The sequence below is a fragment of the Clostridium sp. MB05 genome, from assembly GCF_046581255.1.
GTDB lineage: Bacteria > Bacillota > Clostridia > Clostridiales > Clostridiaceae > Clostridium.
In genome coordinates this window covers 650,103-666,200 of sequence record NZ_CP174370.1, presented here as the reverse complement: position 1 = coordinate 666,200, position 16,098 = coordinate 650,103, and the positions used below count along the sequence as shown (strand labels likewise).

Below are 16,098 nucleotides of genomic sequence, written 5' to 3'. Positions count from 1 at the left end.
TTATTATTATTTACTTAATACTATTATAACATATTATTTCTTAGGTATGATTAAATATATTTTAAACATGTCACCTTCTACTTCAATGTTTATCTTTCCACTATGAAGTTCAACTATACTTTTAGTAATAGCTAATCCCATTCCAGAACCTTCTATTGATGAATTTCTCGATTTATCAGCTCTTGTAAATCTTTCAAATATATCTTCAGTATTAAAATCCATTTCATAATTTGATATGTTTTTAAAGGATACTTCAACTGAATTTTCTCTAGAATTTATATCTATGTAAACTCTAGTATTATTTAAAGAATATTTTAAAGAATTTACTATTATATTTTCAAAAACTCTTGACATTAATTTGCCATCTAACTCAACAAATATTTCGTCTTCATTTGAGCTTACTTTAAACTCTAGGTTCTTTTCTTCATATAAATTTGAATACTCTCCAACCCCTTGATGTACTAATGAAACTATATCTATTTCTGTTTTTTCTATTTTCATCTTGCCACTATTTAATTTAGACACTTCGAATAAATCCTCTATAAGAGTTTTTAATCTTTTTGAGTTCCTGTCTAATATAGTTAAATAGTCTTTTCTTTCCTCTTCTGTTATATTAGGATCATTTAATATATTTACATAATTTATTATTGATGTAAGTGGTGTTTTTAAATCATGAGAAACATTAGATATAAGCTCTGTTTTTAACTTTTCATTTCTTACTTTTTCGTTTAAAGCTATTCTATATCCATCTTTTATTTGGTTTATATTATCTACTAATTCTTTAACTTCTCTTTCACCAATATTTTTTAAACTGTATTCTAAATCTCCTGAATTAATTTTCTTTAAACCATCATTGATTACCGATATATCCAAACTCTTCTTTAATGAATATAGTACACAAACTAATGGTATTAACACTAAAATTAATGTTCCTTTAAATGGATATCTAGTTAAAAATGTTACTAATACATTTTGATTTCTTATTCCTGCAACTAAATATAAATAAACAAGTATTACTGCTATTGCCCCACTAAAGGAAAATATTATTTTATTTCTTGTATTCTTGTACTTAAATCCATATCTTAATACATAGAAAAGTCTTTTTAATATTTTAATTTCTAAATAAATCTTATCACTATTAAATATTGAATTAACTATTATCTTTAATAAAAGAAGTAATGTTAATATAGTTGACAATATCATAATCTTTGCTGTTAGTGATTCTGTTTTTATAAGATATGTATACATGCTAGGATGCTTATAGTATATTTCTATATAATTATCAATGTTTTGACTATTTACCTTATCAGTAGTACTTTTAACATAGTAATTATATTTATCTTTATTATCTATTCTAACTGATGAAAATCCAAGTTCTTTAAGATATGCATTTATTTTATCTTCTAACAATGCCACATTATTATCATACTTTTGTATAAATTTATATAAATTTATATCACTTGTTGTAAAATCGCCTGTTTCTTTATTTATTAAAACATAGAATAAGTTACCATAAAAATAAGCATTTTCTGATAAATGCTCGTTTTCATATTCTATAGAACTAATATCATTTAAATTATTTGTACTCTTATATATATATTTAGATATATCTCTACTTTCATAATATATCATTGAATCTATATACTTTTCTTTATTTAATAGTGCATCAAAGGTACCTGCACCTAATTCAGCAAATACATTATTAAAAGATTGATAATACCCTATAGTTAAGGTTACTAATAAGACACATACTGTTAAAATTTCTATTCCCCATACTCCGGTTATATAGTCTTTAATCTTCTCTTTCAATTTTATATCCAACTCCCCACACTACCTTTATATATTCAGGGTCCTTTGTATTAATTTCTATTTTTTCTCTTATTCTTCTAATATGAACAGTTACAGTATTTTCGCTTCTATAAAATGGTTCTTCCCAGACCTTTTCATAAATCTCCTTTATAGAAAAAACTCTACCTAAGCTTGAAGCTAGTAATTGAAGTATTTTAAATTCTGTAGCTGTAGCTTTTATTTCTTCTCCTCTTAAGAATATCGTCTTTTCTTTATTATTTATTACTAAATCTTTTACCTCTATTATATCAGGACTTTCCCCTTCTAGCTCTAATGGCTTTTGATATCTTCTAAGTTGAGATTTTACCCTTGCTACAAGCTCTAAATGATTGAATGGCTTAGCTATATAATCATCAGCACCAACATTTAAGCCTAATATTTTATCACTATCTTCTCCTTTGGCTGATAACATTACTATAGGTAAATTTCTTTTTTCTCTAATTTTTAGACAGGTTTTTATTCCATCCATTCTAGGCATCATTATATCTAATACAATCAAATGTATCTTTTCTTTATCTAGAACTTCTAAGGCTTCAACTCCATCTTTAGCTTTGAAAACCTTCATTCCTTCTCCTCTTAAATATATATCAATGGCATCTCTGATTTCTTTTTCATCATCAACAACTAAAACGTTAAACATACTTTCACCTCTTAATTTATAATACCTTATAACTATAATATCTTATATTATGAACTTTTACTAATTATAAAAATTACATTTTTATTAAAATAATTAAATATCTTATAAGTTATTATTAACATATCTACCTATTTGATATATAATTTTAGTGATATAATTTTTAACGTATATTTTTAACAGATGAATTTAAGGAGTTTGATATGTTACACAAGTTCACGATCAACAAGCATATGATTCTAGATTTTTTTATAATTTTTATTGGGTGCTTAATTGCATCTCTTGGTGTTAATTTATTCTTAGTTAATGCCAGACTTCTTAGTGGTGGGGCTACTGGAGTTGCACTTATATTACAATACTTATTTGAAGTTCCTTCAGGTATAACTGTTTTTGTAATAAATATACCATTATTTTTTGTAAGTTATAGGATGTTAAATAAAAGATTTACTCTATATTCAGCAGTTGGTATGGTATCTTTATCCCTTTCTCTTATCTTAACTAAAAGATTTTCTCACTTAGTTAAAGTAGATGATATATTACTTTACTGTATCTATGGAGGAGTATTATGCGGACTTGGATATGGATTAGTATTTTCACGAAATGGCTCAACTGGTGGTACTGATATAATTGCAATGATACTTAGAAAGAAGTATTCAAATTTTGAAATAGGTAAGCTAAGCTTTGGAATTAACTGTATAATAGTTTTTATAGGTGCTTTGATATTTGGGCTTCCTAAAGCATTATATACCTTAATTTCTATGTTTGTTCAAGGAACTATAGTAGATAAAGTTATTAATGGATTTAACAGTAAAAAACTACTATTAATTTTAACAGAAAAAGAACAAGATATAATTGAATATGTTATTAAAGATATGAATAGAGGAGTTACCTCGCTTATTGCTGAAGGTGAATATACTCATGAATTAAAGAAAATGCTTTATATAGCTGTAACTTCTTCTCAAATGGTGCATTTAAAAAATAAAATATTAAGAATAGATCCTAAGGCATTTATTACAATAATAGACGTTTCTGAAGTTAATGGAAAGGGATTCCATAAAATATAACCTAATTTATTTTAATAAGTATATTATTATGCAAAAAGAAACAAGATATATTATTTTTTATAAAATATATCTTGTTTCTTTAGTTTATTATAGAATTGAAATATCTTCGACAATAAGTTTTGATATATTTCCCCGGAAATTTACCTATTAACTATTTTGCTTATTAATTTCTTCAAAATATTTTTCTATTCCAAGGAATATTCCTTGAACTATTAAATTTTGATGTTCTTCTGTTCGTAACTTTTGTTCTTCTTCAGGATTAGATAAAAATCCACATTCAACTAATACTGAGGCTCCTTCATAATTATCTCTTAAAATTAAATAAGAATCTCCTGCTGGCTTTGATACTCTTTTATTATTATCTTTAACAGTTTCCTTTAATGATTCTTGTATATTGTCTGCTAACTTTTTACTTACATCATTTGATGAATGCCATACCTGTGCACCAAAACACTTTGATTGTGGGAACATATTTTGATGAATTGAAATAAAAACATCACATTTTGTTTCCTGTTTAAGATCTCTTCTCTTTTTCAAGTCTTCTCTTTTCTTTTCTTTTATAGTTGAACCTTTTTCCTCTAAACCTGTATCACTATCTCTAGTTAAATAAACCTTATATCCTTTACCCTCTAAGACACCTTTAAGCTTTAAGCTTATTTGTAAATTTATATCCTTTTCTATAATACCTGTTTTTGATTTAGCTCCACCATCAAATCCACCATGCCCTGGATCTATTAAAATAATTTTTTGATCTGTTTCTTCTGCCAAAACTCTAATAGATGTAAAACATAAAAGTGACATAATGATAGATAAAAATATTAAGTTAAATTTCTTCATTAGTATGCCTCCATAATATTTATAAAATTGATTATAAAAATATTATGTCCAATTTATTTATTTTTCTTACTAATAAAAAAATCTCTAGTTTAGGAACTTATATCCTTTACTAGAGATTTTTTTATATTTTTAACTATTTTCTATAACACTTTCTGCTATATTAGTTGAATGGTCACCTATTCTTTCTAAGTTACTTAATAAATCTAAGAATATAGCTCCTGCATATGCATTGCATGTACCATCATAAAGTCTTTTTATATGAAGCTCTCTATATTTCTTTTGTAATCTATCTACTTCTGCTTCTATAGACTCTATACTTTTAGCTTTCTCTACATCCTTTTTAGCATAACTGTCTATTGCTACATCTAAACATTCAGTAGCCTTATTATACATATTATGTAATTGTTCTATTGCTTGATTACTATATTCAAACTTCTTAGAAATTTTTTGTTCTGTTAAATCAGCTATATTTTTAGCATGATCTCCTATTCTTTCTATATCATTTATAACATGGAAGGTCGCTGCTACAATACTTAATTCTTTATCAGATAAATCACATTTTGAAAGCTTAACTAGGTAAGTTGTAATTGCTTCATTTAAAGTATTTACAACAACTTCATTATCATATACTTTCTTAATTAACTTTTCATCATTACTTTCAAAAGCTTCTATAGCTAAAGCTAACCCTTTTTTAGCTTTATTAGCCATTCTTAGTGTTTCTTTTGCAACTTGTCCAGCAGCAATAACTGGAGTTTCTAATAATCTATCGTCTATATACTTTGGTCCTGGTTTATCTTCCTCATCATCTCCTGGTATTATTCTATTTACTATTTTAATTAATAGTCCAGTAAGAGGTAGCATTATAGCAGTATTTACTATATTGAATACTGTGTGAGCATTAGCAATTTGTCTACTAACATCTCCTGGGCTTAATGTAGATACAAAATTACCTAAAATTCCACTTAATAATACTGGTATAAATATTAATGTTCCACCTAAATTAAATATTAAATGCATTATCGCAGCTTTATGTGCTGTTTTATTTGTTCCAACAGATGCTATCATAGCTGTAATACATGTACCAATATTACATCCAAATACTATTGGAAGTGCATTATGTATATTTATTGCCCCAGCAGATGCTAAAGCTACTAAAATTCCTGTAGTTGCTGATGAGCTTTGAAGTACAGCAGTTATAACTGCTCCTGCAATTATCCCTAAATACCACTTATCACCTACTGTTGCTAATATTTCTTGGAATATAGGTGAAGCTGTTAAAGGTTTCATTGAATCACTCATTTGTCCCATACCAACAAATAAGATACCAAATCCTAATATTATGTTTCCTATATCTTTTCTCTTTTTGCCCTTTGCAAACATAACCATAAATGCCCCTACAAAAACAAATAGAGGAGCAATTTCATCTAACTTAAAGGCAACTAATTGTGCAGTAATTGTTGTACCAATGTTAGCTCCCATTATAATTCCTGCTGCTTGCGCTAAGTTCATTAATCCAGCATTTACAAATCCTACCACCATTACAGTTGTAGCACTACTGCTTTGTATTACGGCTGTAACTATTGCACCTACTAATACAGCAACTATTGGATTTCTAGTTACTTTTTCAAGTATTGACTTTAATCCATCTCCAGCTGCATTTTCTAGGCCATCTCCCATTAACTTCATTCCATAAATGAACAGCCCTAATCCACCAACTAACTTTATAATAACCATTAATGATTCCAAAGTTATTCTCCTTTTCAACATTATTTTTACAAGTTTAGTTTACATTATTTTTTAACATTTGTTAAGTAATTAAACATATTTTTAACCTAAATTTAATATAACTACTAAACTTATTAAATTAATATAATTAAAAAAGATGTTTATTATAAATTACTATGCTTTATAATTTAAGAAATTATAGTCATCTGTTAGCTATCGTTAAAAAACATAAGTTTCTATAACTTTTTATAAAAAAATAAATCCCACAACCATGCGGTTTGTGGGATTTGTGAAGTTCCATATATTATCTCTTTGAGAATTGTGGAGCTCTTCTTGCCTTTTTAAGACCATATTTCTTTCTTTCTTTCATTCTTGGATCTCTAGTTACGAAACCTGCCTTCTTTAATTCTGACTTTAAGTTTTCGTCAGCTTTTATTAAAGCTCTAGTTATTCCGTGTCTTATTGCTCCAGCTTGACCTGTGAATCCACCACCATGAACGTTAACTAAAACGTCGAATCTATCTTTAGATTCAGTTAAAACTAATGGTTGATTAACTATCATTCTTAAAGTTTCTAAACCGAAATAGTTTTCTATTTCTCTGTTATTTATAACTACTTTACCATTTCCTGGTACAAGTCTAACTCTTGCAATTGATTTTTTTCTTCTTCCAGTACCCATGTATTGAACTTTTGCCATTTTTATTCCTCCTCCCGAGCTTGTATTAGTACTTTAATTCAAGTACTTCTGGTTTTTGAGCATCATGTCCGTGCTCAGTACCTCTATATACTTTTAGCTTCTTAAGCATTTTTCTTCCTAAAACGCCTGTTGGAAGCATTCTTCTTACAGCTTCTTCGAAAGCGAATTCAGGCTTCTTAGCTAATACTTCTCTATATGGAGTTTCCTTTAATCCACCTGGATATAAGCTGTGTTTTCTCATTAATTTTTGATCTAACTTCTTACCAGTTAAAACAACTTGTTCTGCATTGATTACTATAACGAAATCTCCACAGTCAACATTTGGTGTAAATGTTGGTTTATTTTTTCCTCTTAAAATTGAAGCAACTTGGCTAGCAACTCTTCCTAGTGGCTTTCCAGCAGCGTCAACAACATACCATTTTCTTTCAACTTCTTGTGCCTTAGCAATGTATGATTTCATGTTTTTCCCTCCCTGAACTTACATTTGTGCTTTACTTATTAAGTACTGCTTTTATGTCAAGACCCGGGGCTAGTGGATCTTATATACATAAATTATTCTAACAAACATACATTATTATAATACACGCTTACGGGCGTGTCAACATGTTTTTTAATTTATTATTGTTAATTTTAATAATAAACTTTTTCTAATACTAAACCTGTTGCTGGAACACATATTCCAGCTTTTGTTCTATCTTTATCATATATTATATTTTGTATATCTTCAGGATTTATTTTATTAGTTCCTGCCATTAACAATGTTCCAACTATTATTCTAACCATATTATATAAAAAACCATCACCGGTTACATAAATTTTTATTATGTCGTTACTTTCTTCAATATATAATTCTGTTATTGTTCTAATAGTTGTTTTTGTAGAGCTTCCACTACTTCTAAATGCAATGAAGTCATGAGTCCCAATAAAATATTTACAAGATTCTTTCATTGATTCTACACTTAGCTTTCTTTTTACATGATATAAATAATCTTTTCCTATTGCAGATGGAACCTCTCTGTTTAATATAGAGTAAGAATAAGTTTTTCCATCTGAACTATATCTTGAATGAAAATCTTCATTTACCTCTTCAGATTTTAAAATAACTATATCATCAGGCAATCTATAGTTAATTGCTTCTCTAAATTTTTCTGATGGTATTTTGCTTTCTGTTTTAAAATTTGCAACAAATCCTTTTGCATGTACACCAGCATCAGTTCTTGAGCTTCCTATAACCTCAATATCCTCATTAGTTAAGAGGCTTATGGCTTCTTCTAATGTTTTTTGTATAGTACTTCCTACTTTTTGTTTTTGCCATCCCAAATAATTAGTACCATCATATTCTAAAGTAAGCTTAATATTTCTCATAACTTAAATCACTTTTACTCATTTTTTCTAAATAACAAATCTCACTGCTAAGCTTCCGATAAATAAAATAGAAAATAAAGCAAATGCAATAGTGTCCTTTCTTGTAAACTTTAATTGTTTCATTCTAGTTCTACCATTTCCACCCCTATATGCTCTAGCTTCCATGGCCATAGCAAGTTCATCAGCTCTTCTAAAGGAACTTATAAATAATGGTACTAATAATGGTATGAGACTTTTAGCTTTTTGAATCATTCCCCCTGTTTCAAAATCTGCTCCTCTTGCTTTTTGTGCCATCATTATTTTATCTGTTTCATCCATTAATGTTGGTATAAATCTTAGTGCTATAGTCATCATCATAGCTAATTCATGTGCAGTTTCTTTTCCAATAGGTTTTAATAATCTTTCAATTCCATCAGTTAGCTCAATAGGTGATGTAGTTAATGTTAATACTGATGTACCCATTATCAAAAATATTAACCTTAAAGCCATAAATGCAGCAGTTCTTAATCCCTCTTGATATATTTTTACAAATCCAAATTCAAATATTAATGTACTTGAAGTACCTTTTATCATAAAAATATTTAAAATAGCTGTGAAAATAATAAGGAAAAATACTGGTTTTAAACCTTTGTATAAGTACCTAGGTGGCAATTTAGCAACATATACAGTTAATGCTAAAAATGCAACTATTAATATATATCCAATAAACTTATCTACTACAAATAGACAAATTATAAATAGTATTGATAATAATATCTTTGTTCTAGGATCCAGCTTATGAACAAAAGTTTCACCTGGTATATACTGACCTATAGTTATATCTTTTATCATTTTTGTTCCCCCTAGTTTTTAACTTCCTTTAATATTCTTAGTAATTCTTCTTTTCCCTGACTTATAGTATAAACTTCATCTGAAACATTAAATCCCTTATTTTTTAATTCTCTCATAAGATAGGTTACTTGTGGAACTGCAAGCCCTATACTTTCTAAAGTATCCACTTCTTTAAATACCCTAGATGGGGTTCCCTCTAAAGCCACTTCTCCCTTATTCATTACTATTATTCGTTCTGCAAGTTTACCCACATCTTCCATACTATGGCTTACAAGTATAATTGTCATTTTATACTCATTATGTAAAACCTTTATTTGAGCTAAAATATCATCTCTTCCTTTTGGGTCTAGTCCTGCAGTTGGTTCATCTAGTATAAGTATTTTAGGTTCCATAGCAATTACACCAGCTATAGCTACTCTTCTCTTTTGTCCCCCACTTAAATCGAATGGAGATTTATTCTTATATTTATCATAATCTAGGCCAACCATTTCCATTGCTCTTTTTACTCTTTTTGTTATTTCTTCATCAGATAATCCTAAATTTCTTGGCCCGAACTCTATATCTTTTTCTATAGTTTCTTCAAATAATTGATACTCTGGGTATTGAAATACAAGTCCAACCTTTTTTCTTATATCAGTAAGTTTTATACCTTCTTTTGTAATGTCCTCTCCATCAACTATTATTCTACCTGAACTTGGCTTAAGCAGCCCATTCATGTGTTGTATTAATGTTGATTTTCCTGACCCTGTATGGCCTATAAGTGCTACAAACTCACCTTCATTTATTTCAATATTAACATTATTTAATGCCATTTTCTCAAAAGGTGATTTGGGCATGTATACATGTACTAAGTTTTCTATTTTAATTGACATAACGCATTCACCATCTCATCTACATTTAAAATATTTGTATCTATATCTATACCATCTTTTTTAAGTTCATAACATAATTCTGTAACTTGAGGAACATCTAATCCTATTTCTTTCATTTCTTTAACATTAGAAAACACTTCTCTTGGATTTCCTTGTAATATTATTTTTCCATTATCCATTACAATAACTCTATCTGCTTGTGCTGCTTCATCCATATAATGAGTGATAAGAACTATTGTAATCCCATATTTTTTATTTATTTCTTTTATATTATTTAATACTTCTCTTCTACCAGAAGGATCTAGCATAGCTGTTGGCTCATCAAAAATAATACATTGAGGCTTCATTGCTAAAATCCCAGCTATTGCGATTCTTTGTTTTTGCCCACCCGAAAGCAAGTGTGGTGCATGTCTTTTATATTCATACATTCCAACCTTCTTTAAGCTCTCATCTACTCTTTTCCTTATTTCTTCTGGTGGTACTCCTAGATTCTCTGGTCCAAAAGCAACGTCTTCTTCAACTATAGTAGCTACTAACTGGTTATCAGGGTTTTGAAATACCATTCCAGCCTTAGCTCTTATTTGCCATAAATTATTAGGATCTGAAGTATCAAGTTCATCTACTATAACAGTTCCTTCTGATGGTACTAAAAGTGCATTAATATGTTTTGCTATAGTTGATTTACCAGATCCATTATGTCCTAAAACAACTAAAAATTCTCCTTTTTCAACCTCAAAATTTACGCCATTAACTGCGTATCGTTCCTCTTCTCCCTCATGTACTCTATATTTAAAAGATACATTATCACATTTAATCATTGTTTCTTTCATATATAGTCCCCTCCTTTTATCGCTTAACTTCTGCTCTTAAGTACTATATAAAAATTCATAGTGTATATACATTCAGCATAATAATATTATAATATACATTCATTTAATTACAATTACTTTAATATTAAATTTATGAATTCTTATATACTAGTTAAATTTTAATATGTAAAAATGGGGACTAAGTTTTTAACTTAATCCCCTTTATATTATACTAATTCAAGTATAACAACTTCCGCTCCGTCCCCTCTTCTTGGGCCTTTTTTGTACATTCTAGTGTATCCACCATTTCTTTCTGCGTACTTTGGAGCAACATTGTCAAATAGGTTTTGAACTACTTCTTCTTCGTTAACAAAAGCTAAAACTTGTCTTCTAGCGTGAAGGTCACCTCTTTTTGCTAAAGTGATCATCTTTTCAGCTAATCTTCTAGTTTCTTTTGCTCTTGTTTCAGTTGTTTCGATTTTACCATGCTTTAAAAAGCTTGTAACAAGGCTTCTAAGCATAGCTCTTCTTTGGTCAGTAGGACGACCTAATTTACGATAACCTGCCATGTGGATTTACCTCCTTACTCATCGTTTAGTCTTAATCCTAAGCCTAATTCCTTAAGCTTTCTTTCGACTTCCTCTAAAGATTTCTTTCCTAGATTTCTTACCTTCATCATGTCATCCATTGATTTTCCAGCAAGTTCTTGAACTGTATTTATTCCAGCTCTCTTTAAACAGTTATATGATCTAACTGATAAATCCAACTCTTCTACAGTCATTTCTAGTACTTTCTCTTTTTTATCTTCTTCTTTTTCTATCATAATCTCTACATCATTAGTACTATCTCCTAATGACATAAATAATTTAAAATGTTCTATAAGAATTTTTGCTGATAAGCTTATTGCTTCATCAATCTTAATAGTTCCATTAGTCCAGATTTCTAAAGTTAATTTATCATAGTCAGTAATTTGACCTACTCTTGTATTTTCTACAGTGAAATTAACTCTTTTAACTGGCGTATAAATTGAGTCTACAGCAATTGCTGATAATGGAAGATCTTCACTCTTATTTTTATTTTGAGTTACGTATCCTCTTCCTCTATTAACTGTTATCTCCATATATAACTTACCATTATCATCTAATGTTGCAATATGAAGATCTTTGCTTACAACTTCAACATCTCCATCAGTTTTTATATCTGCACCTGTAACTACTCCTGGTCCTTGAGCATCTATATATATAGTCTTTGGACCTTCACCATTCATTATTAAAGCTAAAGATTTAATGTTTAATATTATTTCTGTAACATCTTCTTTAACTCCCTGTACAGTTGAAAATTCATGTAGTACTCCGTCTATTTTTACTGATGTAGGAGCAGCACCTGGAAGTGATGATAAAAGTATTCTTCTTAAAGCATTTCCAAGAGTTATACCATATCCTCTTTCTAGTGGTTCAACTACATATTTCCCGTAAGTACCATTTTCATTTGACTCTATACATTCTATTATTGGCTTTTCTATTTCTAACATGCACAAACCCTCCTTAAATTTTAAATGGCAACCTTATTCTGAGGGCAACTGCTTATATATTTGTATTGTAAGATTGCTCTTACAAATACAAATATTAAACTATTACTTGCTGTATAACTCAACGATAAGAGTTTCATTAACTGGAACGTCAATATCTTCTCTTGCTGGTTCAGCAACTACTTTACCTGAATAATTTTCAACGTTTGCTTCTAACCATTTTGGTAATGTCTTTGGATTTTCAACAAATGTCTTGAATTTTTCAGTTCCTCTACTCTTTTCTGTAACTGTAATTTCATCATTAACAGAAACTTTAAATGAAGGAATGTCAACTTTCTTACCATTAACTAAGAAATGTCCATGATTAACTAATTGTCTAGCTTCATTTCTTGAAGCACCATAACCTAGTCTGTAAACAACGTTATCTAATCTCATTTCTAATAATTTAAGTAAATTTTCACCAGTAATACCCTTCATATGATCAGCCTTTTCATAATAAGTTCTGAATTGGCTTTCTAATACTCCGTATATTCTTCTAGCTTTTTGCTTTTCTCTTAATTGTACACCGTAGTTAGATATTTTTTTCTTAGCTGCTCCATGTTGTCCTGGCGCATAACTTCTTCTAACAAAAGCACATTTATCTGTATAACATCTATCCCCTTTAAGGAATAATTTCATACCTTCTCTTCTACATAATCTACATGTAGCTCCAGTATATCTTGCCATTAATTACACCTCCTATATGAATACTAGACTCTTCTTCTCTTTGGTGGTCTACATCCGTTATGTGGGATTGGAGTAACGTCTTTAATTAAAGTTACTTCTAATCCTGCTGCTTGTAAAGATCTTATAGCCGCTTCTCTTCCTGCGCCTGGTCCCTTTACATATACTTCTATACTCTTTAATCCGTGTTCCATAGCCGCTTTAGCTGCTGTTTCTGCTGCCATTTGAGCTGCGAATGGAGTGCTCTTTCTTGATCCTCTGAAGCCTAAAGCTCCTGCACTTGACCATGATAAAGCATTTCCTGTAGCATCAGTTAAAGTAACTATTGAGTTATTGAAAGTTGATTTGATGTGTGCAGCACCATGCTCAACGTTCTTTCTTTCTTTTCTTCTTCTAGTTTTTTTAACTTTTTGAGCCATCGAATTCCCTCCTCACTACTTCTTCTTATTTGCGATAGTTTTCTTTGGACCTTTTCTAGTTCTTGCGTTAGTTTTAGTCTTTTGACCTCTAACTGGAAGACCTTTTCTATGTCTAATTCCTCTATAACATCCAATTTCTACTAATCTTTTAATATTTAAAGCAACTTCTCTTCTTAAGTCACCTTCAATTGTTAAAGTTTTTACATATTCTCTAATTTTTGTTACTTCTTCTTCAGTAAGATCTTTAACTCTTGTATCAGGATTAACTCCTGTTTGTGCTAAAATCTTATGTGAAGTAGAAAGTCCTATACCATATATATATGTTAGACCTATTTCAACTCTTTTTTCTCTTGGTAGGTCTACTCCTGAAATTCTTGCCATTAAAACTTACACCTCCTGATATTGAAATGCATACAACTTAATTATATGTGTATTTTATATAATAAAATCATAGGTCAATAGAGATTCCCTCTACTGTCAGCCGTACCTAAAATTTATCTACTTAATTAAATGCCTATATAATCATATTTGACTTTAAGTTAAAAGTCAATAAGTTTTACATAGTTAAATAATACTTTTTTTGCCTATACTTTGATTGTATTAGCCTTGTTTTTGCTTGTGCTTAGGATTTTCACAGATAACCATTACTTTTCCTTTTCTTCTTATAATCTTGCACTTTTCGCAAATAGGCTTAACTGATGGTCTTACTTTCATCGCTAACCCTCCTTGTAATACTTGACGGTAATCTCTACCTTTATTTAGCTCTCCATGTAATTCTACCTCTTGATAAATCGTATGGAGAAAGTTCAATTGTAACCTTATCTCCCGGTAGAATTCTTATGAAATTCATTCTTAATTTTCCTGATATATGTGCTAGAATTTTGTGACCACTCTCTAGTTCAACTTGGAACATAGCATTTGGTAATGATTCTAGTACTATACCTTGCATTTCTATTACATCATCTTTTGACATAAGGTAATCAACCCTCCTTAACAATGCCTTTAAGTTTTAGAAATCTTTTTATTTTTAAATCAGTACCTCTATCTTTTGATATGATAGATTCTTTAATCTCATCATCTACATCATCTAAAACATTTATATGTTTTAAATTCTTTTTTTTAGGCATCTGAACTGTTTTAGTGCTCCCATTACTAAGAATTGCATAATTATCACTTAAATGGCCTATTATTACATATAAATGATTTTTATCTCTTCCTGTTTTTGAAAGAACCACTTTCCCAATTAAGTCATTGTTTTGCAAACTTTTCACCTCGATGATTACCTTAGTCATAAATCTACAAGCCACCTTTTGGTATCATGCGAATTTATAACTAAGCAACACTTATTTAATTAGTGTTAATATTTCGGGTCCATCTGGTAAAATTACAATAGTATTTTCGTAGTGTGCAGATAGACTTCCATCACTAGTTACTACAGTCCAGTCATCATTTAATGTTTTAACTTTATAGCTTCCTACGTTAACCATAGGCTCAATAGCTAGTGCCATTCCTGAAGCTAACTTTGGGCCTCTGCCAGGCTTACCAAAATTAGGCACTTCTGGATCTTCGTGTACAACTCTACCTATACCGTGTCCTACGAAATCTCTTACTACAGAGAAACCTGAGGCTTCAATGTAGTTTTGTATTTCATGTGATATATCAGTAAGCCTGTTACCGATCTTAGCATATTCAATTCCTTTAAAGAAACTTTCTTCTGTTACTTTAATTAACTTAGTAGCTTCCTCTGTTACGTTTCCCACTGCAAAAGTTCTTGCAGCATCTCCGTGAAAGCCATTAAGTAAAGCACCACAGTCTACACTAATTATATCTCCATCTTTTAATACATAACCTCCTGGGATCCCATGAACTACTTGCTCGTTAACAGATATACATAGTGAAGCTGGAAAACCATATAGCCCTTTAAATGAAGGCTTTGCTCCATGCTTAGTTATAAATTCTTCTGCTATTCTATCTAATTCAGCAGTAGTTATTCCTGGTCTTACTTTTTCTTCAACTAGTAGTAATGTTTCAGCTACTATTTTACCTGATAATCTCATTAGGTCAATTTCTTTGTTATTTTTAATGATTATCATTATTTAACTCTCCCTAAGATATTACAGATACCTTCGAATACTTCGTTAATAGCTTTTGTTCCATTCACAATTGAAAGTAAGTTTCTTTCTTTATAAAAATCAATCAGTGGTTGTGTCTGTCTCTCATACACATCAAGTCTTTCAGATACAGTTTCTTCTGTATCATCTTTTCTTTGGATTATATCACTTCCACAAACATCACATTTGCTTGTAACAGTTGGTGGATTAAACTTTATATGATAGCTAGCTCCACATGATGGGCACACTCTTCTACCTGTCATTCTTTCTAATATAAATCCAGTAGGTACTTCAATTAGTAAAGCGGTATCAAGCTTTTCATTTCTTTCAGAAAGAAAATCTTGAAGTGCTTCTGCTTGAGCGACTGTTCTTGGGAATCCATCTAATAAATACCCATTTTTACAATCTTCTTTCTGCAGTCTATCTTTTACCATATCAATAGTAACTTCATCTGGTACTAACTGTCCTTTATCGATGTGCTTCTTAGCTTCTATTCCTAATGGAGTGTTTTCAGAAATATTTTTTCTAAATATATCTCCTGTAGAAATATGTGGTATTGAGTATCTATTACTAATTGATTTTGCCTGTGTTCCCTTTCCTGCTCCAGGAGGACCTAATAATACTATCTTCAC

Annotated in this window: 21 protein-coding genes; 1 reads left to right on the top strand and 20 read right to left on the bottom strand. The window is 29.8% G+C overall.

What is annotated here, in order from left to right; translation table 11 throughout:
• Window positions 1-33: 33 nt before the first annotated feature.
• Together ACH36K_RS03380 and ACH36K_RS03375 are read right to left on the bottom strand one after the other, a co-directional pair.
• A complete protein-coding gene (locus ACH36K_RS03380) occupies window positions 34-1,809 on the bottom strand; it encodes a sensor histidine kinase (protein WP_411169554.1) in 1,776 nt (591 codons plus the stop codon).
• Complete coding sequence (locus tag ACH36K_RS03375) at window positions 1,793-2,488, bottom strand: response regulator transcription factor (RefSeq protein ID WP_411169553.1); 696 nt, start codon at window positions 2,486-2,488, stop codon at window positions 1,793-1,795. The genes ACH36K_RS03380 and ACH36K_RS03375 overlap by 17 nt, the downstream gene beginning before the upstream one ends.
• Window positions 2,489-2,688: 200 nt before the next feature.
• Between ACH36K_RS03375 and ACH36K_RS03370 the strand changes: the two genes are divergently transcribed.
• Window positions 2,689-3,549 carry a YitT family protein gene (locus ACH36K_RS03370; RefSeq protein WP_411169552.1) on the top strand — a complete coding sequence of 287 codons (861 nt, stop codon included), beginning with the start codon at window positions 2,689-2,691 and terminating at the stop codon, window positions 3,547-3,549.
• Between the two features lie 147 nt (window positions 3,550-3,696).
• On the opposite strand, the gene cwlD is transcribed toward ACH36K_RS03370, so the two are convergent.
• From cwlD to ACH36K_RS03280, 18 genes are all read right to left on the bottom strand, one after another.
• On the bottom strand, window positions 3,697-4,386 hold the full coding sequence (gene cwlD, locus ACH36K_RS03365) for an N-acetylmuramoyl-L-alanine amidase CwlD (protein ID WP_411169551.1): 690 nt from the start codon (window positions 4,384-4,386) through the stop codon (window positions 3,697-3,699).
• A gap of 129 nt (window positions 4,387-4,515) precedes the next feature.
• Complete coding sequence (locus tag ACH36K_RS03360) at window positions 4,516-6,132, bottom strand: Na/Pi cotransporter family protein (protein ID WP_411169550.1); 1,617 nt, start codon at window positions 6,130-6,132, stop codon at window positions 4,516-4,518.
• A 283-nt stretch (window positions 6,133-6,415) separates the two neighbouring features.
• The gene (gene rpsI, locus ACH36K_RS03355) at window positions 6,416-6,808 is read right to left on the bottom strand and encodes a 30S ribosomal protein S9 (RefSeq protein ID WP_411169549.1); all 393 of its coding nucleotides are present in this window, start codon (window positions 6,806-6,808) and stop codon (window positions 6,416-6,418) included.
• Between the two features lie 25 nt (window positions 6,809-6,833).
• The gene (gene rplM / locus ACH36K_RS03350; RefSeq protein ID WP_411169548.1) at window positions 6,834-7,268 is read right to left on the bottom strand and encodes a 50S ribosomal protein L13; all 435 of its coding nucleotides are present in this window, start codon (window positions 7,266-7,268) and stop codon (window positions 6,834-6,836) included.
• 170 nt (window positions 7,269-7,438) lie between these two features.
• Window positions 7,439-8,173, bottom strand: a complete 735-nt coding sequence (truA, locus tag ACH36K_RS03345; RefSeq protein WP_411169547.1) for a tRNA pseudouridine(38-40) synthase TruA — start codon at window positions 8,171-8,173, stop codon at window positions 7,439-7,441.
• A 27-nt stretch (window positions 8,174-8,200) separates the two neighbouring features.
• Window positions 8,201-9,004 (bottom strand): energy-coupling factor transporter transmembrane component T family protein, encoded by an 804-nt coding sequence (locus ACH36K_RS03340; RefSeq protein ID WP_411169546.1) that lies wholly within the window; start codon window positions 9,002-9,004, stop codon window positions 8,201-8,203.
• An 11-nt stretch (window positions 9,005-9,015) separates the two neighbouring features.
• Window positions 9,016-9,876 (bottom strand): energy-coupling factor transporter ATPase, encoded by an 861-nt coding sequence (locus ACH36K_RS03335; RefSeq protein ID WP_411169545.1) that lies wholly within the window; start codon window positions 9,874-9,876, stop codon window positions 9,016-9,018.
• Window positions 9,861-10,706 carry an energy-coupling factor transporter ATPase gene (locus ACH36K_RS03330; protein WP_411169544.1) on the bottom strand — a complete coding sequence of 282 codons (846 nt, stop codon included), beginning with the start codon at window positions 10,704-10,706 and terminating at the stop codon, window positions 9,861-9,863. The genes ACH36K_RS03335 and ACH36K_RS03330 overlap by 16 nt, the downstream gene beginning before the upstream one ends.
• 206 nt (window positions 10,707-10,912) lie before the next feature.
• A complete protein-coding gene (gene rplQ, locus ACH36K_RS03325; RefSeq protein WP_322459178.1) occupies window positions 10,913-11,254 on the bottom strand; it encodes a 50S ribosomal protein L17 in 342 nt (113 codons plus the stop codon).
• Window positions 11,255-11,268: 14 nt separating this feature from the next.
• The gene (locus tag ACH36K_RS03320) at window positions 11,269-12,216 is read right to left on the bottom strand and encodes a DNA-directed RNA polymerase subunit alpha (protein ID WP_411169543.1); all 948 of its coding nucleotides are present in this window, start codon (window positions 12,214-12,216) and stop codon (window positions 11,269-11,271) included.
• A 102-nt stretch (window positions 12,217-12,318) separates the two neighbouring features.
• Window positions 12,319-12,939 (bottom strand): 30S ribosomal protein S4, encoded by a 621-nt coding sequence (gene rpsD / locus ACH36K_RS03315; RefSeq protein WP_411169542.1) that lies wholly within the window; start codon window positions 12,937-12,939, stop codon window positions 12,319-12,321.
• Window positions 12,940-12,962: 23 nt separating this feature from the next.
• The gene (gene rpsK, locus ACH36K_RS03310; RefSeq protein WP_411169541.1) at window positions 12,963-13,355 is read right to left on the bottom strand and encodes a 30S ribosomal protein S11; all 393 of its coding nucleotides are present in this window, start codon (window positions 13,353-13,355) and stop codon (window positions 12,963-12,965) included.
• Between the two features lie 15 nt (window positions 13,356-13,370).
• Window positions 13,371-13,736 carry a 30S ribosomal protein S13 gene (rpsM, locus tag ACH36K_RS03305; protein ID WP_317274669.1) on the bottom strand — a complete coding sequence of 122 codons (366 nt, stop codon included), beginning with the start codon at window positions 13,734-13,736 and terminating at the stop codon, window positions 13,371-13,373.
• Between the two features lie 219 nt (window positions 13,737-13,955).
• On the bottom strand, window positions 13,956-14,069 hold the full coding sequence (rpmJ, locus tag ACH36K_RS03300; RefSeq protein ID WP_016205879.1) for a 50S ribosomal protein L36: 114 nt from the start codon (window positions 14,067-14,069) through the stop codon (window positions 13,956-13,958).
• A gap of 40 nt (window positions 14,070-14,109) precedes the next feature.
• On the bottom strand, window positions 14,110-14,328 hold the full coding sequence (gene infA, locus ACH36K_RS03295; RefSeq protein WP_322412699.1) for a translation initiation factor IF-1: 219 nt from the start codon (window positions 14,326-14,328) through the stop codon (window positions 14,110-14,112).
• Window positions 14,329-14,335: 7 nt separating this feature from the next.
• On the bottom strand, window positions 14,336-14,647 hold the full coding sequence (locus ACH36K_RS03290; RefSeq protein ID WP_411169540.1) for a hypothetical protein: 312 nt from the start codon (window positions 14,645-14,647) through the stop codon (window positions 14,336-14,338).
• A gap of 51 nt (window positions 14,648-14,698) precedes the next feature.
• Window positions 14,699-15,448, bottom strand: coding sequence for a type I methionyl aminopeptidase (gene map / locus ACH36K_RS03285; protein WP_322412562.1), 750 nt, complete (start codon window positions 15,446-15,448; stop codon window positions 14,699-14,701).
• Entirely contained in the window at window positions 15,448-16,098 is a 651-nt protein-coding gene (locus ACH36K_RS03280; protein WP_411169539.1) for an adenylate kinase, read from the bottom strand. The genes map and ACH36K_RS03280 overlap by 1 nt, the downstream gene beginning before the upstream one ends.